Genomic DNA, 21,217 nt, shown 5'->3' on the forward strand with positions numbered 1-21,217 from the left:
TGATTAGTTTAATCTATCGATATTCCATTCCGATCAAGCGCTTACCGTTCAAAAAAATCTTAAAACCCCCGGCGTGCGGGCCGTTCGTCCGACTGCCCCGTCTTGGACCCGGGCAAAAAACCATGTAATCACACGGTTTATTATTAGAAAAAACCGTGCAGCAAAGTGACTCGACTTATAAAAAACCAACGTACCGTTACAGGCCACATGAAAGGGCTCAACTAATAACGGGCTGAAAGAAATAAAAACGGGAAACACACACTTAACCAGTCCCCCCTCAAGGAAAATTAAGTTACCCAACTACCGAACCAAAACAAAAAGTTCGACATTGAAACTTAACTTACTGATTGGAAACGGAAGACGTTACACGTAACGCTGAACAGCGTTACTCACAGGTTTTCATTCATTCGGTTTTCCGAACGCTGCTCACCCTCGGCATGGAGGGTTACAAAATTCTCCCGGTTTTCGGGCTCGAAACGAGATAGCTTTTTGCCACCCAGCCATTCGGCTATCCGAACGAGTGGATTTCGTTGCGCGTAGACTCAAAATTGGAGGGAAGGGATAGTTAACTGAAAGGATTCAGTGTAGGACAATCCGCCAATCGCAAGCTGTCGCTACGCCAAAGGTGGCCACCATAAAGATCGGTGATACCTCGTCATCACGGAAGAATGTTTCTAAATGTGTGTAAGCACTAGCTTACAAACCTTTACAAAAGTTCAGCGAAAATAGTCGGCGAGCGTAAAAAGTTCATGGCTACCTGCCACGAACGAGAACAAAAACAAGGACGTATCAGCGTTGAAATATAGCGTCTTAACGGCGAGTCACACCGAAACACCAACAAGAAAAAGCACCAAAAAAGGGCATTTTTCAGGTGATTTTGCTAGGCATTCGGCTTTAAAACCGCAGGTTATTAGCGTGAACCGCTGGCATAGACCACGATACGCGGGCCGCTTGGCAGCTCGCGCGGGCCCGTACGATCCTCGATATCATCACGTCTGCGAGGCGACGAGCGGTCATCCACATAGCGCCCGGCTTGTACCACGCTAGGCACCGATAATGCCTCCCTTGGCGGTCTCCGCGGGGTCATCGGCGGCTCTTTATGCTCGACAGCCGGTACCAAGGGTGGTGTTTGCGGCGCAGAAGCCTGCTCTGCCACCTGCATGGGTTCCACGGGCTTGGGCACAGGTGCCCGTTCAGCCACCTCCACCGCCTGCACGGGCCTGGGCACCGGCGTTCGCTCGACCACACGCACCGGCTGCGGCGTCCGGGGTAATGCCAAGTGCTCGACCACAGGCTTATCAACGCGCTGAGGGGCGCTCCTGGTTACAGGCGATTCTCCGGTAATTCGCGCGATACCGGCTGTCAGCACTTGCTTCTGAGTCTTGGGCAGCAGCAACCGCCCCGGCCCATCCGGCGTTTTTTTGCGCAGAAACGCCGAGTTGAGTCTCAGCAACTGCCCCTCATCCACGCCCGCAGTGGCCGCAAGCTGGGTCAGGTCTACGGCATGGTTGAGTTCGACCACGTCGAAATATGGTGTATTGGCCACCGGGGTGAGTTTTACACCGTAGGTAGCGGCGTTGCGCACGATCAGCGAGAGCGCCAGCAGCCTGGGCACGTAATCCAGGGTTTCCCTGGGCAAATTCAGGTGCCAGTAATCAACAGGCAGTCCGCGTCGCCGATTGGCCTCGATCGCCCGGCCGACAGTGCCTTCGCCCGAGTTGTAGGCCGCCAATGCCAGCAGCCAGTCATTATTGAACTGATCATGCAGGCGGGTCAGGTAATCCATCGCCGCCCTGCTGGATGCCACCACGTCACGGCGCGCGTCATACGTAGCGCTTTGATACAGATTGAAGCTGCGCCCGGTAGAAGGCATGAATTGCCAAAGGCCCGCCGCAGCGGCCGGTGAATTGGCCATCGGGTTGTAGGAGCTTTCGATCATTGGCAACAGTGCCAGCTCCAGCGGCATATTGCGCTCGTCCAGGCGCTCGACAATAAAATGCAGATAGGGGCTGGCCCGGACACTTGCCCCACTGATAAAGCCACGATTGCTCAGCAGCCAGTCGCGCTGGCGAGCGATACGCTCATTCATACCCAGGCCATCCGCCAGCCTGCTGCGTTGGGCAACGCGCTGCCACACGTCCTCGCCGTTATACACGGGCAAATCGGAAATGCTCTCTGCCGCACGCGCACCTTCCTGATCATCTCCCCCCCAGTAGACCAGGCCCGTAACCAGCCGCGGATTGCGTTCCTGCCGTGGTGCTGAATAGTCCACAGACTGACAACCCACACACAGCGAGCCCAGGGCGAGGACAGCGATTTGAATAGCGCGAGCCAGCAAGCGGGGGCGCGATACGAAGGAGGCAACGGCGGGCATGGGGGGAATGTCCTGAACGTGTCCATCCTACGTGGCACGTTCACCGTTACGGTTCCCTTTGAAACCGATATCAGCGCTGCAAGGCGCTGGGCTGAATCATTTCAGCCATAAGTATTTGCGATGGAACCCTCCACCATCACTTGCCACTCAGCCGATGAAGGAATTTTCACGCTTTGCATCAGGCTGCCATCAGTGGCAAATGGACAGGGAGATTCACCGTGCATTCATCATCGATCCACCGCAACACCGGAAGCATCATTCAGCCGCCAGTCCCGGCAAACACGAACGCTGCAGCTGATCTACAGCAAAAAACCGAACAACCCAAGCAACGCTCCTCGCACTCACTGAGCAGTGTCGGCAAGCGAGCGCTGAAGAACGTCAGCAAACTGTTCCAGAAATCCAAGGCACCGCAGCAGAAAGCGGCCATGCCTCTCACCGTAAAAAACGTCAAGCCTTCACAGCCCACTTCAAATGCGAAGACAGCCAAAGATAAAGCGCCTGTATCTCAGTTATCGAGCAATAGTCTTGATGACCTGGACGATACGCGCCAGCCAGTGACGCGTGCGGGGCATAGCGGCGCCAGCACTTCCGGCACCAAAGCCCAAGACCCGGACGAGCCGGCAACGCTCCAGAGTTCTCGGCAATCGATGATGACGCGCAGCAACGGAGGCCGTTTCGAGCTGAAAGACGAAAAACTGGTTCGCAACTCAGAGCCACAAGGCAGCATTCAACTGGACGCCAAGGGAAAGCCTGACTTCTCCACGTTCAATACTCCCGGCCTGGCCCCACTGCTGGATTCCATTCTCGCCACCCCCAGGCAAACCTACCTGGCCCATCAAAGCAAAGACGGCGTGCACGGCCACCAGTTGCTACAGGCCAACGGGCACCTGCTGCACCTGGCGCAGGACGACAGTTCGCTAGCCTTGATCCGCAGCAGCAAAGAAGCACTGCATATAGAAGGAAAGAAACCGCCAGCGGTGAAACTGGAGCGTGAAGACGGCAACATTCACGTCGACACCGCGAGCGGGCGAAAGACTCAAGAGTTACCCGGCAAGGCGCACATCGCTCACATTACCGGTGTGCTTCTCAGGCACGACGGCGAGCGTATGCGAGTGCATGAAGACCGGCTCTATCAGTTCGACCCGATCAGTGCTCGCTGGAAAGCGCCTGAAGGCACGGAGGACATCGCTTTCAACAGCTTGGCCGCAGGCGGCAACGGCTCGGTCTATGCGAAAAGCGACGATGTGGTGGTCGATCTCACGAGCCCTTTCATGCCGCACGTCGAAGTCAAGGATCTGCAGTCATTTTCGGTGGCACCGGACAACAGAGCGGCATTGCTCAGCGGCAAAGAGACCCAGGCGATCCTGCTCACAGACATGAGCCCGGTGATTGGCGATCTGACCGAGAAGAAAACCAAAGCGCTTGAACTCGACGGCGGCAAGGCGCAAGCGGCTGCGGTCGGCCTGAGCGACAACAAGCTGTTCATAGCAGACACCCAAGGCAGACTTTACAGCGCGGACCGGAGCGCATTTGAAAGCAATGACCCGCAATTGAAGCTGATGCCCGATCAGGCAAACTTTCAATTGGCAGGCCTGCCGCTGGGTGGTCACGACAGCGTCACCGGATTCATCAACGGGGATGACGGCCGTGTGCATGCATTGATCAAAAACCGCCAAGGCGAGATTCACTCCCACGCACTCGATGAGCAGAGTTCAAAACTGGAAAGCGGCTGGAACCTGACCAATGCTCTGGTACTGAGCAACAATCGCGGGCTGAGCATGCCCCCGCCCCCCACCGCCGCTGACCGGCTCAACCTCGATCGTGCGGGTCTGGTTGGCCTGAGCGAAGGACGCATTCAGCGCTGGGACGCGACGCCCGAATGCTGGAAAGACGCCGGTATAAAAGATATTGACCGCCTGCAACGCGGTGCCGACAGCAACGCCTATGTGCTCAAGGGCGGCAAGCTGCACGCGCTCAAGGTGACTCCTGAACACCCCAACATGGCCTTTGACCACAACACGGCGCTGGCCCAGACCGCGCGCTCGACAACAGTCGAGATGGGCAAGGAAATCGAAGGCCTCGACGACCGGGTGATCACAGCCTTTGCAATGGTCAGCAACAAACGCTTCGTCGCCCTCGATGACCAGAACAAGCTGACCGCCCACAGCAAGGATCACAAACCCGTCACTCTCGATATCTCCGGCCTGGAAGGCGATATCAAGAGCCTTGCTCTGGATGAAAAACACAACCTTCATGCGCTCACCAGTACCGGCGGGCTTTATTGCCTGCCCAGGGAAGCCTGGCAATCGACAAAGCTGGGGGATCAGATGCGCGCCCGCTGGACGCCGGTTGCCCTACCCGGAGGTCAGCCGGTCAAGGCACTTTTCGCCAATGACGACAACGTGCTCAGCGCCCAGGTCGAAGACGCCGAGGGCCAGGGTCTGATGCGGCTCAGTGCAGGCAAATGGCAAGCTTTCGAGCAGCGCCCGGTAGAAGAAAACGGTTTGAATGATGTGCACTCGCGAATCACGGGATCGAACAAGACCTGGCGAATTCCAAAAACCGGGCTGACGCTCAGAATGGACATCAATGCATTCGGGCGCAGCGGTATGGAGAAATCCAAAAAAGCCAGCACCCGCGAGTTCATGCGCGCCAACGTCTACAAAAACACCGCAGAAGTGCCCCGCTGGATGAAGAACGTTGGCAACAACATTCAACATCGCCACCACGGTCGCCTGGGTCTGAATGAGGTTTATGAAACCGAGTCGATGCTGTTCAAACAGTTGGAGCTGATCCATGAGTCCGGCGGCAGGCCACCAGCCCCGGGCAAGGATTTGAAAGCGCGCATTGCCGCACTGGAATCAAAACTGGGGCCTCAAGGCGCTACGCTGGTCAAGGAACTGGAAACCCTGCGCGAAGAGCTGGAAAATCACAGCTACACGGCGCTGATGTCTATCGGCCAAAGCTATGGCAAGGTGAAAAACCTCAGGCAACAAGACGGCATTCTCAACCAGCACGGTGAGTTGGCCAAGCCGTCGGTGCGCACCCAGTTCGGCAAGAAACTCGCTGAGCTGGGCACAAAGCTCAACTTCAAAAGCTCTGGACATGACCTGGTCAAGGAGCTTCAGGATGCCTTGACTCAAGTTGCTCCGTCAGCTGAAAACCCCACCAAAAAGTTGCTCGGCACGCTGAAGTATCAAGGGCTGAAACTCAGCCACCAGAAAGCCGACGTACCCTTGGGGCAGCGCCGCGATGCCAGTGAGGAGCATGGCCTGAGTAAAGCGCGTCTGGCGCTGGATCTGGTCACGCTGAAAAGCCTCGGCGCGCTGCTCGACGAGGTCGAACAGCTACCGCCGCAAGCCGACATAGATCGGTTACAAAACAAACTGGCGACGCTGCGTGATGTGACTTACGGCGAAAACCCGGTCAAGGTGGTTACAGACATGGGCTTTACCGATAACAAAGCGCTGGAAAGCGGTTACGAAGCGGTCAAGACATTCCTCAAATCGTTCAAAAAAGCTGACCATGCGGTGAGCGTCAACATGCGCGCAGCCACAGGCAGCAAGGACCAGGCGGAGCTGGCCGGAAAATTCAAAAGCATGCTCAAGCAACTGGAGCATGGCGACGACGAAATCGGGCTGCAGCGCAGCTACGGACTGAACCTTACCACCCCGTTCATCATTCTTGCCGACAAGGCCACAGGACTATGGCCAACGGCAGGTACCACCGGCAACCGTAACTACATACTCAATGCCGAGCGTTGCGAGGGCGGCGTTACCCTGTACCTGATCAGCGAAGGTGCGGGAAACGTAAGCGGTGGCTTCGGTGCCGGCAAAGACTACTGGCCGGGCTTTTTTGACGAAAACCATCCTGCTCGTAGTGTCGACGTCGGTAACAACCGCACGTTGACCCCCAACTTTCGCCTGGGCGTGGACGTGACAGCCACCGTCGCCGCCAGCCAACGTGCCGGCGTGGTCTTCAACGTTCCGGATGAAGACATCGACGCATTCGTCGACGACCTGTTTGAAGGCAAGCTGAATCCATTGCAGGTGCTTAAAAAGGCAGTAGACCATGAGACCTACGAGGCTCGGCGATTCAACTTCGACCTCACGGCGGGCGGAACTGCCGATCTACGCGCAGGGATAAACCTGACCGAAGACAGAGACCCGGATGCCGATCCCAATAGCGATTCGTTCTCTGCGGTGGTGCGCGGCGGATTCGCGGCGAACATCACCGTTAACCTGATGACCTACACCGATTACTCGTTGACCCAGAAAAACGACAAGACCGAGTTGCGCGAAGGCGGTAAGAACCGCCCGCGCTTTCTCAACAACGCAACGCTTGGCGGGCAGCTTCGCGGTCAGATCGGCGGCACCCACACCGCCCCCACAGGCACACCCGCCTCCGCGCCGGGACCGACGCCCGCTTCACAGTCAGCCGCCAACAATCTGGGAGTAGCGGTCAATTTCAGCGTAGAGAACAGGACTGTCAAACGGGTCAAGTTTCGCTATAACGTCGCCAAGCCGATAACCACCGAAGGTTTGGGCAAGCTGTCTAAAAGCCTCGGCGAGGCATTCAAGGACAGCACGACCAAAGCAAAACTGGCCGAACTGGCCGACCCGCTGAATGCGCGTTACGCAGGCAAGAAACCGGATGAGGTTATTCAGGCGCACCTCGACGGCCTTGAAGAACTGTTTGCCGACACTCAATGGCAGAACGACAAGCAGTACAAAGCGCTTCGTGGCCTGAAACGCGGGGCGGTCGAGCATCGGGCATCAGTCAATAAGCACAGCGTGATGGATAACGCACGTTTTGAGACCAGCAAAACCAACCTCTCCGGCCTGAGCAGTGAAAGCATACTCACCAAAATCATGGGCTCAGTGCGTGAAGCGAGCGCCCCCGGCAATGCAGCCAGGGTTGCCGAATTCATGCGCCAGGACCCGAAACTCCGCGCCATGCTCAAGGACATGGAGGGCAGCATCGGGACACTGGCGCGCGTACGGCTGGAACCGAAGGACTCACTGGTCGATAAAATCGACGAAGGTAGCCTGGACGGCACCATGACCCAAAGCGACCTCTCCGACCTTCTGGGGGACCGCAGCCAGATGCGCATCAAGCGCCTGGTGGTATTCCACACCGCGACTCAGGCTGAAAACTTCACCTCACCAACACCCCTGGTCAGCTATAACAGCGGAGCGAATATGAGTGTCACTAAAACGCTGGGGCGCATCAACTTCATTTATGGCGCAGACCAGGACAAACCGATTGGTTACACCTTTGACGGCGAGTTGTCGCGGCCTTCGGCGTCGCTCAAGGAAGCGGCGAGCAAGTTGAAGCAAGAAGGGTTTGAACTGAAAAGCTGAAAACGCAAACAGTGAAAAAAGCGCCGCCTTTACGCGGCGCTTTTTTTATTCAAGCCAGAAATGCGCGAGCCTCGCGTGCCTGGGAAATGAAGCCGCGAGTCACATCGCAGAACGCCGGTTCATCGAGCGATGCCAGTTCACGCTGGGCGCATAGACGTACATCGCCCTGATCGACAGCAAACCAGCAACCGTGCAAACGGGCGACGTCGAAGTTCAGGCTCAACAGGCGCTGCAGATCAGTGGAACGCTCCGGACAACGGCCTACACTGCAATGAAAGACGACCATTTCGCTGTGCTCGGGCAACTCGATGATCGCCGCTTCGTTGTTCTGGCCGTCGTAAAGGGCGCATACGCCATTCTGCAAGGCCAATGATGTACCGAGCTGGACGCTCAGAGCGTTAATGAAGCGGGCGAAATCGGGTGTCGGGTTTCTCATCGTTATAGTCCTTTAAAGTTAAAGCAGTCTGAATCAGCCGGACAGCAGACAGGTACGGACTGTGCCCGGCGTTGGAATCAGCGCGGAGCGAGCAAGCCTTCTTCCAGCGCCCGCAACTGCTCGTCGTCAAGCGGAACGGAAGGTGCCGGCCGCTGCACTGTGGGGCTGGTTGGCGACGTTGGGGCCGCGTTCCGGGGCTCGTCGACGGACCCGCGAGCTTCAGGCGGTTTTGCTGGCGTAAGCGCAGCGCGTGCTGACGACACGCCGTTCAGCACACCGTCTGCCAACACTCGAACCGTGTCCACAGCCATCTGGGTTGGCAGCTGCAACGCGCCTCGGCCCATGTGATAAGCGTTTTCCATAGCCCTTGGAATGCCGCTCAATGTGCCCGGCTGGGAGGTATGTGGCAGCGATGCCCTGTTCGGATGGCGGATGTTGTTCAAGGCTGTTTCGGTACGATCCAGCATCGGCGTTGCGCCGCCCATGCCCGCATCCTTCAGCGCCTTGGCTTCGGCGGTGACAGACTGGTTGGCGTACAGCGTGGACAAGTAGGAAATCGAGCCCGTTGCGGCCAGAGCCATGTTGCGCAGGATATTCCCCGCACTGAGCGTACCGCGCGCGCCTTCGGGCTGGGCTGTCACTGGCGGCAGTGCCGAGGTCAGCGCCGAGCTCTGAATACCCGATATTGCCTTGCTATAGAACGTGGTACGTACCGACGCTTCGCGCAGGTCCATGCCTTTGGCCAGATCCTTTTTCAACTCTGTCTCGGCTCGGTCTGGCGTGAATACCGGAATTTTGCGCCCTGCGGGATCGACATACGTCGACTTCAACTGCAAAAGCGTTTGCGAACTGGCAGACACCGCCCCGCCAAAGCCGGATGCCAGGGCTCTTGCGCTCAGCGTCTGGCCATTGATCTGGTGTAAATCGTTGAGCATCTGGCGCACAGCCTGAGAACCACCAAAGGCACTGTAAGCCATCAGTTCACCCACCGGATGGGTGGACGAACCCTGGACCTTCTTCTGGTTCAGCACCGCGCGTTCGCCCTTGACGAATGCCTTGTCCTGAGCGAGTTCATCGGGCGTTTTCCTGATCAGTTCACCGTGCTCGCTTTTCAGTTCGAAGGGGTCAGGAATCACCGAATTGGTATCGATAGCCTTGAGTGGCACCATGTTCAAGCGCTCGTTCAGGCCAGTCTTCTGCAAGGCAGCCTGAAACACCGGTTTCACTACGCTATTAACTGTCTCGTGAGCAATGCCCGCGACCATTCCGGTTATTGCCGCCTTGAGCATGCTGGCGTCGCTGCTGGCCTCAGGCACCTCCTCTCGCAGCTTGTCACTGGTGGACAAACGCACGTAACCCAGGTGCGTCATTGACGACAGGAACTGCGGAACCGCAGCCGCAACAATCGGCCCGGCACCTTTCCAGCCGCCAACCGAGTTGCGGGCAGTGACAAGATCACTGACGACGGTGTCCAGTTGTGTATGTGCGGCGACCGAAGCAAGGCGTTTGGCCTCTGGCGATTTGACGAAATCGGCGTGCAGGCCGACCAGAGTGGTTTTGGCATCAACCAGCGCCTGCCTGTTAGCGTGCAAAGCTTCCTTGTCGCCCTCTTCGGCACTTTGCAAGCTCACATCCACTGCAGCGATGTGCTCATCCAGCGACACGATGCTTTTGCTCAGCTCTTCGCCGATTGCCTTGCTAGCACGACCGGCGTACTCGCCAAGAGCGGCCTGACTGACGGCAAGAGTCGCCCGATCCTCGTTGGCATGCGGGCCTGTCTTGGTTGGCGTAGCGTCGTGCATCAACTGAAAGTGCTCCAGTTGATCGGCGACCGATTGCGCGAAGCCCTTGATCAGTTGACCGACTTCGGCTTTGTCGGGGGCCTGACCCGGCTGGGTAAACTTGTCCAGCAGTTGTTGCAAGTCCGAACCATGAAACTGCTTCAGTTGATAGCGCTCAGGGGAGAGACGCTCGGCCATGACTTCAAAAGGCAGCTTTTCAGCCTGCAGCAAGCTGCCAATCAATAACGCGGCACGCGAGCTGATCATCGGCGCGCCGCTGACCGGAGCTGTCGCCTGCTCAGCCTTGAAGGCTTGCAAAAGCTGCGTGTGTCGCGCCGCAACATTCAGCCGCGCGGCACCGGCAGCTGAGCTTTCTGCTGCGTGCGGCCCTGCCTGATTGGGAGTCAGCGGCGGATTCATGCCTGGCGTCACTGCATTCGGGTGAGCGGTCTGGGCGGGAATAGCATCGGGCTGCTGGTTTATCCGGGCGAGCTCGATGCCGCCCGATCCACCGATTCGCGGAGTGTTCATTGAAACCTCCCTGAGGCCGACAGGCTCTCGCGTTTGGCTGCCGTGGCAACAGGCTGCTCAGCCGAAGCACCTGCCGTTGCGGCCTGCCCGATGAACCCGTGCTCGCGCCACTCGTTCGCCAGATCAGCGAACGACTTCATCAACAGCAGCACGCCTTCGGCAGAGGCTCGCTCCAGGCTCACGGACCCCATAAGCAGCACCCGGCTGGTCTGAGCATTCCAAGAGAAAACCGGGCTATGGGCGCCCGAGAACATATGAAAATTGATGTCCATCAACGCCAGCAATACAGCGTCACGATTGCGTGTCGGCAACGCTCCCATGTCGCCGTAAATCAGAACAGCACGGCCCTCATCGCGATCCTGATACTGAAGTGTGAAGTCCACTTCGCTGATTTTGAAATTGGCAGATTCGTAAAAACGTTCAGGCGTGGAAATAAGGCTGAGCGCGCAGATTTCGTTTATCAGGGTGTGGTACGGGTCATTATTGGTCATTTCACGGCCTCTGAGTGCGATATAAAGCCACACCGTTTTTCTGCCGGTGTGTTCGCACTGAGTCGAAGGTAAAGGCGTTTTGGTTCCTTGCGCTCGTCAAGCGCACAAGGGATGGCGTCTTGAAAACATCGCCATCGATAGCGGCGAAACGGGAACCGCTCACCTCGCTTTGCCACTCACTTCGAGCAACATCTGGCGAATTCCTCGTCGACCTATAGAACTGACAGGGACGCGGCGACCGACGCTGGTAAATCCGGAAGACGACGCTGGTTCATATGTCCACCCCATCGAGGTAAAACATCATGAGCATCGGTATCACCCCCACGCCCTACCAACCCGCGCCAGCCGCGCTGGACTTCTCGGCGCTGAGTGAAAAAAGCCCGCAGACAAACACCTTCCACGATGAGAACGCACCGCAGGCCGTAGACGCTGGCGCCATGCTGTTCAACAGCGCCGCACAGAAAAACGTCAGTTTCGGGCAACCCGACAACAGCGTGCAGAGCCCACAGGATGCCAACAACACAGCCAACCCCGAGTCCAACCTCATCAAGCTGTTCAGTGCATTGATTGTTTCACTGCTGCAGATGCTCATGAACCTTAATAAAAAACAGGACACAGATCAGGACTCGAGCGAGTGGCAGGACCCTTTTCAGAACAATGGCGGGCTCGGTACGCCTTCAACCGATAGCGGTGACAGCGGTGACGGCAGTACGCTAGCCGCAACGGGTGATGGCAGCGGCGATACCCCCACCGCAACAGGTGATGGAGGTGGCGATACGCCGACTGCAACAGGCGGTGACGGCGGCGATAGCCCTGCACCCACTGCAACAGGTAGCAGCACGCCTTCTGTCGAAGGCAGCAGCGAGAACGATGATGGCGTAACACCGCAACTGGCCAACCCCAACCATACCTCAGGCACGGGTCCGGTTTCGGATACAGCGGGCGCCAACGACCAGGCCGGCAAGGTCATTGTGGTGAAAGACACCATCAAAGTCGCTGCCAACACAGTCTATGACGCACATGGCGCAACCTTCACCGCCGACAAGTCGATGGGTAACGGAGACCAGAGCGAAAACCAGAAGCCTTTGTTCGAACTGGCAGAAGGCGCCACCTTGAAAAACGCGAATCTGGGCGAGAACGAGGTGGATGGCATACATGTGGTAGCCAAAAGCGCCCAGCAAGTCACCATTGATAACGTGCACGCCGAAAACGTCGGGGAGGACATGATCACTGTCAAGGGCGAGGGAGGCGCAAAGGTGACCAATCTGCAAATCAAAAACAGCAGTGCTGAAAACGCAGACGATAAGGTTGTCCAACTTAACGCGAACACTCATTTGAACATCACTGGTTTCGAAGCCAACAATTTCGGAACGCTGGTTCGCACCAATGGTGAAAAGCAGTTTGATGACATGAATATCAAGCTGGACGGTGTAGACGCTAATCACGGCAAGTTCGCACTGGTAAAAAGCGACAGCGAAGACCTGAAGCTGGAGACCAGCAACATCGCCATGACCGATGTCAAACATGCCTATGATAAAACCAAGGCCTCGACCCAACACACAGAGCTTTGAATCCCAACCGGACAGCTGAAAAAAAGGGGTGGCCTCACTCGTTGAGCCCGCCCCTTTTTACCGTCTAATTGCAACTTACAGTTTGCTTACGACCATCCAGGCTGAAACGGTGTTTCACTTGGAGAAGCCGCAATACCACCCTCTTCAATATCCGCTTCACGCGCGGGACGATGACGCAGGTTATTGACCGTGTTGCGCAAGCTGGCACCGGTATTGACGAGCGCTTCCCCGCCTTTGTCTTTGACGGTTTTTGCCAGTTTCACGGTCTGGTCGGCAACATAGCCTGTCGTACTGGACGCAGTCGACTTCACCGTGTCCTGTATGAACGACTCGGCTTTTTTAACCGCAGGGTCAGTCGCCAGTGCAGCGGTGGTCCAGCCTGCGAAAACGCCTGCCGAACCCGCCAGGTTGGTCAACTGACTGACCGCAGCACTGGTCGCCGGATGGGAGATGTTTTTCGTCGCCATCTCCTGCAACTTGCCTACCCCTGCGAAACCGCCCGCCAAGGCAACCCCGTTTTGTACCAGACTGGTTGCCGAGACCAGACTTCTCACCGCCTTGAGCCCGTCAGTCGCGATGTCCAGTGGCAGACCGGCCATCCGCTTGCCAGCGTTAAGCGCCGCACCTGAGTAGCTGGCTGACTTGATCGCGTTGTAAGCATCGAGCCAGTCAGTTTCGTCATTCAGGTCAGCCTTGGGCTGTTTATCCTTCAGGCCGAGCACGAATGCACCACCGCGCAGGTGATCGCGCGACTGCACACTGAGCATGCGGTTGCCAAAGCCTGCGTTGGCAGCCAGACCACCCGCCGTCGACACGCTGATGTCGACAGCACTCTGGACTGCCGGTCTGGACGCCAGTGCCGGAGCCAACACCGTACGCACTGCGTTGCGCGCCGAGTACGTCTGCACCGCAATCCCCATGTCCACAACCTGCCTGCCAAGCCCTGGCGAGTGGCGCTTCACAGAGGCAGCCATCGCATCATGGAGCCTGTCCGGCGAGGTGCTCAGGTAATGCAGATCACCTGTCGCACGACCCATCATCTTGGTGCCCACCTGGTCCATCACCCCCGACAGCGCCCCGGAAATGAACGGGGTTAGCGGCTTGAGTGGCGCAGGTAGCCAATCGCCCTTGTTAATCGCTGGCTGCATGTACTGAAGCACCGAAGCAGCGGCAAATGGCGTGGCCCGTAACGCGCTTGATGCCGTCGTCGCCAATCGGTCGAACTTTTCCGCCTTGGCAAATGTTTCTCCGATGCTTGCACGGGTTTCGCCCTGCTCACTCAACCGCCTGGCGCGCGCATCGATCAGCGCATCGATCTGCTCGTTATGAGCATGAATGGCAGCGTGGTCGTCCAATGAGTCGGTCAACGGCAATTTGTGTGCAGCGAACACATGATCCTTCAGGTAATCAGTGATCGCATGCAGATTGTCCTGCGCGCCGGAGTTGACGGACCGCACAGAACTGGAAGCAAGAGACGCGTCAGACGCGGTTCGAAAGCTCTCCATCTCAATACCAGGCGGTTGTTGGGCGGATCGGTTGATGTGCATGGAAATTCCCTCTCGGTCTACGGAGTTTGAACAGCAAAGCGCTGAGGCGGGCTTGTCCGGAACGAGTATTTGCGTGAAAGCAATGCAACGAAGTGTCGATCAAACAACGCCAGAAACAGCGAAACGTCCGGCTACCCGCCAGTTGAACAGGATCGACAAAGGCTGTGTGGTCCCGGATCCGCCGACGGTTCCAGTGCATGAGCTGTGCATGCCGAATTCAAAGGCACCAGCCGAAACAGCACAGCAAACCGTGTTGAAAATTACGCACCTGGAAATTAAGCGGGCTTTAAGGCGAGCGGCGTAAGTTCGCGGCATAACGTGTTCACTGAACATGTACAGCCTTCTTCCAACCCAGCAAGGGAGTGCCGTAATGACGGGTCTTTTCGAAAAAAAATGGCGGTGCATCAGTAGAACGGTCACCTACGTTGGTTGGTCGCTGTTCTGGCTTCTGCTCTGGGACCTGGCCGTGACCATGGATGTCATGCTGATCGAAGGCAAGGGCATCGATTTCCCGCTGATGCCTCTCACGCTGCTTTGCTCGGCATTGATCGTGCTGATCAGCTTTCGCAACACAAGTGCCTATAACCGCTGGTGGGAAGCGCGCACGTTATGGGGCGCGATGGTTAATAGCTCACGCAGCTATGGCCGCCAGGTGATTACCCTGATTGAGGGTAATACCGATGATCGCAACAACCCGGTGAAAGAAGTGCTGTTTCATCGCCACGTGGCCTACCTGCGGGCACTGCGGGCCCATCTCAAAGGCGATGTCGGCACCGCAAGGCTCGACGGTCTGTTGTCGAACGCCGAAATTCGTCGAGCCTCTGACAGCAATAACTTTCCCAATGACATTCTGAACGGCTCGGCAGCCATCATCTCCGAAGAGTTTGCAGCGGGACGCATCGACAGCATTCGTCTGGCGAGACTGGAGTCGACCATGGTCGAACTGTCCAACTGCCAAGGCGGCATGGAACGCATCGCCAACACACCCTTGCCCTACCCGTACATCTATTTTCCGAGGCTGTTCAGCACCCTGTTCTGCGTCATCATGCCACTGAGCATGGTGACCACCCTGGGCTGGTTCACCCCGGCGATATCCACGGTGGTCGGCTGCATGCTGCTGGCAATGGACCGTATCGGCACCGACCTGCAAGCGCCCTTCGGCAGCAGTCAGCACCGGATTCGCATGGAAGACTTGTGCAACACCATCGAAAAGAACCTGCACTCGATGTTTAGTGCGCCGGAAAAGCAGCTGCTGTCGACAGGCTCGCAAGGCGAGGACGGTGGTGCTTGGCAGGCGCATCGGCTGGCCGTTTGAAGAGCTGATATAAGCGCTAGCGGCCAACCATAAAAATTTTCACAGGCGAAGGAGGTTTGGAGGCATAGCCTGTGATGAACGGCGCATCATTGACTGCCAAATCCAAGCTGACAGGAACGATGGCCTTCACCCCATACTCTGGCGAAGGTCAGGGTGCCAAGCCATAAGCTTCTGGCGCGGGGCCGCCGCCCTTGCCGTGAAGCGGGGCAAGGCATGCTGCAAGTTCGCTTTTGCGAAACGGCTTTGTGAGCCGCGGAAGATCCGGATCCAGGCCCTCACGTTCGGCATACCCGGAGACCAGCAGGATCGCGGTTCCAGGCCTTGAGGAGCGGACCACTCGGGCCAGATCGGTCCCGTTGATACCCGGCATGAGGTGGTCCGTGATCAGCAGATCAAATGCCTGCCCGTTGGCTATCAGTTGCATGGCCTCTTCACCTGACCCGGCCTCGATCACGCGGTAACCCAGCTCGGCCAGCATGTAACAGGTGCTTGCCCGTACCAGTTCCTCATCGTCGACCAGCAGCGCGATCCCGCGCGTCAATTGCGGCTCTGACGCCTCGACAATGTGCAAAGCCGCTGCTGGCACGGTCATGCTGCGCGGCAACCACAGCTCCACTTTCGTCCCGGAACCTGGCGAACTCTGAATCGTGAGAGCACCGTTCAATTGTGATGCCAGCCCATGCACCATCGAAAGACCCAGACCAGTCCCTTTGCCGACACCCTTTGTGGAGAAGAATGGCTCCACCGCTCGGCCAAGCGTGGCAGCGTCCATGCCAGTGCCCGTGTCTGCGACAGTTAAACAGAGGTATTCACCTTTCGGCAGCTTCGAACGATGCCCATCGCCCACCAGCACCGTGCCGGCAGATATGCACAGGGTGCCGCCTGCGGTCATCGCGTCACGCGCGTTCACGGAGAGATTGAGAACAGCCATCTCCAGCTGGTTTTGATCGGCAATGGCAGCAGGCAGATTCTCTGGAGCATCGACGACCACCTTGATTTTCGGCCCGGCCGTTCTGGCCACCAGATCACCCATATCGCTCAGCAATTTGGCCACATCGACCGGAACCGTCTGCAACGGCTGACGGCGCGCGAAGGCAAGCAGTCTCTGTACCAGCGTCTTGGCACGCTCCGCCGACTGCATCGCGCCCGAGATGAGACGTTGCTCTCGATCGCCACCCACGCCACGTCGCAGGAGCAGATCGAGCGTGCCCACAATGGGCGTGAGCAGGTTATTGAAGTCATGCGCAACGCCGCCGGTAAGCTGCCCCATCGCTTCCATCTTCTGGCTCTGGCGCAGCGTCTGCTGGACCTCCTCGCGCTCGGCGATGGCCTGGACAATTCGCCTTTCAAGGGTGTCGTTAAGCTCTCTCAGCTCCTCCTCGGCAGCCTTGCGAGCAGTGATTTCGATTGCGGTGCCGGTGACGCGCAAACAGACACCGGCTGCATTGAACACCCCGCGCCCCTTGGCCGTGATCCAGCGAACGACGCCGTCCTCTCGGCCAATCGTGCGATAGTCGACCTCGTAGAGCGCGCGACGCTCTGGGTCTGCGGCCGCCAGGAAGGCGTCGATCGTCGCATCACGATCCTCGGGGTGCAAACCATCATAGAAATCTTGCAACGTGACCGTCACGTTAGCCGAGATGCCGAACATCGCCTTGGTTTGTAAAGGCCAAACCAGCGTGTCATGCACCAAATCCACGTCCCAAAAACCCACATCGGCGTGGTCAACGGCCAGGCGCAACCTCGACTCGCTGATACGGATCGCGGAATCCGTTCGTGCACGGTGAACAATCAGTCCGACCGTATGAGCCACGAAGTCGATGATCTCAACATCCTCTGGCAACGGCTCACGCAGCTCACGGTGGTACAGGACGAAAGCACCGAGCAGTGCGCCCTGCGCCGAACGGATAGGGACTGACCAGCAGACGAACAGCCCATGTCCGACGGCCAGATCGCGGAACTCGCTCCAGCGTGGGTCGATCATGATGTCGGCCACTGCCATTAATGCGCTCTGGTAGCCCAGGAACGGGGCGACAGCAATAGCTTTGAGAGCGTCAGGCAGACTCGGGCCGGCACAATGCTCCACGTGATCCATGTCCTCATCCAGGAGCACGATGCTCCCCACGAATCCCGACGTTGACAGCGCTTCCACTTCGCGGACGATTGCGTCCAGAGTAACGTTCAGGGTTGTCACGTCTACAGCCAGTTCAAGGATTCGATTCTGAGTGGCCCTTAGTGCCGCCCCGCGATTGCGTGCCTGGGTCAGGCGCGCATTCTCGATTGCGATGGTTGCCAGTCGCGCTAGACTTTCCAACAGTTTGATCGTATCGGGATCATGATCGCGAACATCGGACCAGTAAGCGCCAAGCGCCGAGAACGGAACAGGTCTACCGACGGGCACCATCACGAGGCTTCGGACAAAGGTCGGCGCGTAAGCGTCCTGCGAGATGCGTGGATCGAGCCAAACATCACTGATCGCAACCGTCTCACCATGGCGCATCGTCCAACCAGATACACAATGGCTAATCGGGAAGCTCTGTCCTTGCCAAAGGGGAGAAACCGCATCTTCGGCTACATAAGAACAGCGGCCTTCATTTTCAATGACGACCGCAATGCCCTCCGCGCCTACCGCAGCGCGCGCCGTGTCCCTCAATACAGCGACGACCTCCTCAACCGAGGCCGCACTGGTCAGCCTCTCGCTGGCACTCAGCACATGCGACAGGCGGTCATCACCAATCAGATCCTTGGGAACATTAAGCAAACGGGTCTCCCAACGGTCGCAGAATACTGTTCCGCGGCATGGTTCAAATTGAAGGAGGAAAAGAGATACTGAAGCGCGACTCTCTTTTCGTATTTGTCGAATTTCAGTCTCTCAGAAAATCTTGTCAAGCATCACCATAGCGATGGTTTACGACCGGCAACACTTGGCCGATTTCTGTTTTTCGTGAGCAGCGTATTCGGGTCGAGAGTCGGCTGGCGCGAGAGGCGAATCTCGACCCATAGCTGCCTGCTGTCGGGGCTTATTTTTGCTAATCGCTTAATTTCTTATAACCGGCCAGCTTCTCCATCAGCGCTCCAGCAACTTCCAGTTGTTTGAGTTCTTTATCCGAAAGGTACGCTTCCACCGCGTTGCCCAGCCATTCATCGCGTCGATCTCGGCTTGTCTGTAATACCAGCCTGCCTTTTTCGGACAACCCTATCCATGTGCGGCGTAGATCACTGGTGTCGTGAGTGCGCGTAATCAGCTCACGAGCTTGCAGGTCGCGCAGCAGAGAGGCCACGTTCGACGACCGCATGTTTTCGGCCTCTGCAATTTTCGAAGGCGTCGCCGTCCCGTCCATTTGGTCAATTGCACTCAAGACCAACATTTGCGACCAGGTTTCAGGGTGATTTTGTGCTTCCTGACGCAGACGTTTGCTTAGTCGAGTCACCTGTTCACGAAACAACGAAATATCCATCAAGGTATACCTATAATAAAATAGCTATGTAATTATAGCTAAAACAGCCTACGGCAGTATTCTCAGATTCGGCCGGAAAATCATGACGGGAATTAAGATGCCTAATGACCACCCGAGATTCGAGCGGATTCTTCTCACCAATGATGACGGTATTGATGCTCCGGGGCTTAAGGTTTTGGAACGCATTGCGTCTCAAATAGCACGGGAGGTTTGGGTTGTAGCTCCGTTGCTGGATCAAAGCGGCACTTCTCACTCGCTGAGTCTTCACACTCCATTGCGGATGAGCTTTCATGGCCCCAGACGCTTTGCAGTCACCGGGACACCGGGGGATTGTGTGGCAATGGCGTTAGGGCACCTGCTCAATCACGACAGGCCTGATCTGATTTTGTCAGGAATAAATAGAGGCGCGAATTTGGGAGTCGAAACAGTTTTCTCGGGCACGGTTGGGGCCGCCATGACGGGGTTGCTGTATGGGGTTCCATCTATCGCGTTGAGCCAGTCGTTTATCGACAGGAGTGCTGTACCTTGGGAAAACGCGCTCAATCATGCGCCACAAGTCATCGCCCAGCTCATGGGTATGGACTGGCCGAAAGACGTTTGCTTGAACATCAATTTCCCCTGCTGCCCCTTGGCCGCCGTGCTTCCATTGAAACTGACACGCCAAGGATCTGGACGTTTGAGCGGTGTATCCGTACGCACAGAGAATGATCCTCGCGGCCTTCAATATCACTGGTTGAGCCTGGACAGGCACACACAAGCTGATACAGCAGGTACTGAAACGGCCGAGCTTCTTGCTGGGCATATTACCGTAACCCCCCTGCAATTTGAGCGTACCTGTGACAAGGCATTAGTATTGCCGGGGCCACAGAATTGAGACTTGCTCGTGGATTAGCACGGCCAGGTTTCTACTTCTTGCGAGCATAGTGGGGGCACGGTTAGAGAATAACCATCTGCCGTCTCGACCGCTTGAACAGCAAGCCGGAAGCAGCCTCTGAGTAAGCATCTGTTTCCGGCCGATTACGGCTTTTCGCGACCTCCAGCTTTCGGCCAAAACCGTCTTTGGCAGGCGTGATCTGAATGTCCTTGGCCTTGATTTGAAATCTGCGCGGCCAGTCGTTGCCAATCCTCTTCACGCCGCACATCCAGACGCAGAAAACAGGCGCGACTACCCAATGAGCTTGCAACCGCATTACCAAGGTCGTCGTTAATATCCGTGACGTAAACGAAGCAGCCTTGTTGCACAAAGAGTTTTGCAATGGCGGCACCGATGCCTTGAGCCGCGCCGGTAACGACCGCTGTTCTGGAAACCAGTTTATTTTCCATAAATGATGACATCTCCATGGTGAGGCGTATTCAGACATCATGAGAATGAGCCCATGCCCTATGCCACGCTCACACCTGGCAAAGAGGCTAACCATAAGCGGGGCGGCTCAAAACACAAACCCCTGCCCTAACTCATGCTCCATCCATTCAAGAAATCTTCTGACTCTGGGGAAGCCGGAATGGGCCTTGGGAAAGACCAGATGATGCGCTGCAACCGGTGCAGTCAATTCTTGAGGCGCAACTTCGATCAGTTCGCCAGTGCCCAGATACTTTTGCGCCAGCAAGGTGCTTTCCAGCGCAAAACCCAAGCCGTGACTGGCGGCTTCCAGCGTCATGTACGAGCGGTCGAAACTCAGCGCATAAGGCTTTTCCGGGCGAGCCAGACCATGCCGGGCAAACCATTCAGGCCATTTGAGCAACGTGGCTTCGGAGAGAATCAATTCGCGGTCGAGCAAGTCCGCTGCGCTGTGCACCGGGCGACGCGCCAGCAGTTGCGGAGACGCCAGCACAGCGAATTTCTCGTCACGCAGGGTGCGCACTTCGTAGCTCGGCCAGTTTGGTCTGCCATGACGGATATCGACATCGATCTTGTCCCGGCTGAAATGCAGCGACTCATAAGAGCACGACAGGTTGATCTGGATATCCGGGTGGCTTACCCGAAACGCCTCCAGCCTTGGCATCAGCCAGAGCAGCCCGAAACTGGGCGCGGAATGCAGGCGCAAGCAATCGAGACTGACATCGCTTGCCGCACGTTCGGTCGCGACGGCAAGGCTGTGCAACACCCCCGAGACATCTTTCAGATACTGCTCGCCGACCGGCGTGAGCGTGACACCACGCGCGGCCCGGACGAACAATTGCCGTCCGATCAAAGCCTCCAGTCTGGCCAGTTGGTGACTGACTGCCGAGGGTGTCAGGTCCAGGACCTCGGCTGCTCTGGCCAGATTGCCGAAGCGGGCAGTCTGTTCAAAGGCCTGAAGCGCTTTCAGCGGTGGCAGGCTCAGAGGTGCATCGTCATCAGGCTGCATGA

General features: G+C 57.2%; 12 protein-coding genes and 1 pseudogene. 4 read left to right on the forward strand and 9 right to left on the reverse strand.

Annotated elements, in window-relative coordinates; all coding sequences use genetic code 11:
- Positions 1-910: 910 nt before the first annotated feature.
- Positions 911-2,374: a transglycosylase SLT domain-containing protein gene (locus tag RYB09_RS06205; protein WP_316887649.1), complete on the reverse strand. Its 1,464-nt coding sequence runs from the start codon at positions 2,372-2,374 to the stop codon at positions 911-913.
- 218 nt (positions 2,375-2,592) lie between these two features.
- Here RYB09_RS06205 and RYB09_RS06210 point away from each other — a divergent pair, with 218 nt between their 5' ends.
- On the forward strand, positions 2,593-7,737 hold the full coding sequence (locus RYB09_RS06210) for an AvrE-family type 3 secretion system effector (RefSeq protein WP_316887650.1): 5,145 nt from the start codon (positions 2,593-2,595) through the stop codon (positions 7,735-7,737).
- 49 nt (positions 7,738-7,786) lie between these two features.
- Here the strand turns inward: RYB09_RS06210 and RYB09_RS06215 are convergent, their stop codons facing one another.
- The 3 genes from RYB09_RS06215 to RYB09_RS06225 all read right to left on the reverse strand — a co-directional run bounded on the left by RYB09_RS06215 (position 7,787) and on the right by RYB09_RS06225 (position 10,976).
- The gene (locus tag RYB09_RS06215; RefSeq protein ID WP_316887651.1) at positions 7,787-8,173 is read right to left on the reverse strand and encodes a type III secretion system chaperone; all 387 of its coding nucleotides are present in this window, start codon (positions 8,171-8,173) and stop codon (positions 7,787-7,789) included.
- Positions 8,174-8,250: 77 nt separating this feature from the next.
- Positions 8,251-10,485 carry a restriction endonuclease gene (locus RYB09_RS06220; RefSeq protein ID WP_316887652.1) on the reverse strand — a complete coding sequence of 745 codons (2,235 nt, stop codon included), beginning with the start codon at positions 10,483-10,485 and terminating at the stop codon, positions 8,251-8,253.
- On the reverse strand, positions 10,482-10,976 hold the full coding sequence (locus RYB09_RS06225; RefSeq protein ID WP_058399574.1) for a CesT family type III secretion system chaperone: 495 nt from the start codon (positions 10,974-10,976) through the stop codon (positions 10,482-10,484). Before RYB09_RS06225 ends, RYB09_RS06220 begins: the two co-directional genes overlap by 4 nt.
- A 302-nt stretch (positions 10,977-11,278) precedes the next feature.
- Between RYB09_RS06225 and RYB09_RS06230 the strand changes: the two genes are divergently transcribed.
- Positions 11,279-12,547 carry a pectate lyase gene (locus tag RYB09_RS06230; RefSeq protein ID WP_058399573.1) on the forward strand — a complete coding sequence of 423 codons (1,269 nt, stop codon included), beginning with the start codon at positions 11,279-11,281 and terminating at the stop codon, positions 12,545-12,547.
- A gap of 86 nt (positions 12,548-12,633) precedes the next feature.
- Here RYB09_RS06230 and RYB09_RS06235 read toward each other — a convergent pair whose 3' ends face one another.
- Complete coding sequence (locus tag RYB09_RS06235) at positions 12,634-14,004, reverse strand: type III effector (RefSeq protein ID WP_316887671.1); 1,371 nt, start codon at positions 14,002-14,004, stop codon at positions 12,634-12,636.
- Positions 14,005-14,464: 460 nt separating this feature from the next.
- On the opposite strand from RYB09_RS06235, the gene RYB09_RS06240 reads away from it, so the two are divergent.
- Positions 14,465-15,409 (forward strand): bestrophin family protein, encoded by a 945-nt coding sequence (locus RYB09_RS06240; protein WP_058399572.1) that lies wholly within the window; start codon positions 14,465-14,467, stop codon positions 15,407-15,409.
- A gap of 148 nt (positions 15,410-15,557) precedes the next feature.
- On the opposite strand, the gene RYB09_RS06245 is transcribed toward RYB09_RS06240, so the two are convergent.
- Both RYB09_RS06245 and RYB09_RS06250 read right to left on the reverse strand, forming a co-directional pair.
- Complete coding sequence (locus tag RYB09_RS06245; RefSeq protein ID WP_316887653.1) at positions 15,558-18,170, reverse strand: ATP-binding protein; 2,613 nt, start codon at positions 18,168-18,170, stop codon at positions 15,558-15,560.
- 268 nt (positions 18,171-18,438) lie between these two features.
- On the reverse strand, positions 18,439-18,867 hold the full coding sequence (locus RYB09_RS06250) for a MarR family winged helix-turn-helix transcriptional regulator (protein WP_005735168.1): 429 nt from the start codon (positions 18,865-18,867) through the stop codon (positions 18,439-18,441).
- A 97-nt stretch (positions 18,868-18,964) separates the two neighbouring features.
- Here RYB09_RS06250 and surE point away from each other — a divergent pair, with 97 nt between their 5' ends.
- Positions 18,965-19,741 carry a 5'/3'-nucleotidase SurE gene (surE, locus tag RYB09_RS06255; RefSeq protein ID WP_316887672.1) on the forward strand — a complete coding sequence of 259 codons (777 nt, stop codon included), beginning with the start codon at positions 18,965-18,967 and terminating at the stop codon, positions 19,739-19,741.
- Between the two features lie 209 nt (positions 19,742-19,950).
- Here surE and RYB09_RS06260 read toward each other — a convergent pair.
- Together RYB09_RS06260 and RYB09_RS06265 are read right to left on the reverse strand one after the other, a co-directional pair.
- Positions 19,951-20,190, reverse strand: a pseudogene (locus RYB09_RS06260) (SDR family NAD(P)-dependent oxidoreductase); the annotation flags it as partial.
- Positions 20,191-20,297: 107 nt separating this feature from the next.
- On the reverse strand, positions 20,298-21,215 hold the full coding sequence (locus RYB09_RS06265) for a LysR substrate-binding domain-containing protein (protein WP_005735171.1): 918 nt from the start codon (positions 21,213-21,215) through the stop codon (positions 20,298-20,300).
- Between the last annotated feature and the right edge of the window lie 2 nt (positions 21,216-21,217).

This window comes from Pseudomonas syringae group sp. J254-4, assembly GCF_032586855.1.
GTDB lineage: Bacteria > Pseudomonadota > Gammaproteobacteria > Pseudomonadales > Pseudomonadaceae > Aquipseudomonas > Aquipseudomonas amygdali.

Coding starts and splice junctions, on each gene's coding strand:
- RYB09_RS06220 (WP_316887652.1), bottom strand. CDS start 10,485: ATGAACACTCCGCGAATCGGTGGATCGGGCGGCATCGAGCTCGCCCGG.
- RYB09_RS06205 (WP_316887649.1), bottom strand. CDS start 2,374: ATGCCCGCCGTTGCCTCCTTCGTATCGCGCCCCCGCTTGCTGGCTCGC.
- RYB09_RS06230 (WP_058399573.1), top strand. CDS start 11,279: ATGAGCATCGGTATCACCCCCACGCCCTACCAACCCGCGCCAGCCGCG.
- surE (WP_316887672.1), top strand. CDS start 18,965: ATGCCTAATGACCACCCGAGATTCGAGCGGATTCTTCTCACCAATGAT.
- RYB09_RS06250 (WP_005735168.1), bottom strand. CDS start 18,867: ATGGATATTTCGTTGTTTCGTGAACAGGTGACTCGACTAAGCAAACGT.
- RYB09_RS06225 (WP_058399574.1), bottom strand. CDS start 10,976: ATGACCAATAATGACCCGTACCACACCCTGATAAACGAAATCTGCGCG.
- RYB09_RS06265 (WP_005735171.1), bottom strand. CDS start 21,215: ATGCAGCCTGATGACGATGCACCTCTGAGCCTGCCACCGCTGAAAGCG.
- RYB09_RS06215 (WP_316887651.1), bottom strand. CDS start 8,173: ATGAGAAACCCGACACCCGATTTCGCCCGCTTCATTAACGCTCTGAGC.
- RYB09_RS06240 (WP_058399572.1), top strand. CDS start 14,465: ATGACGGGTCTTTTCGAAAAAAAATGGCGGTGCATCAGTAGAACGGTC.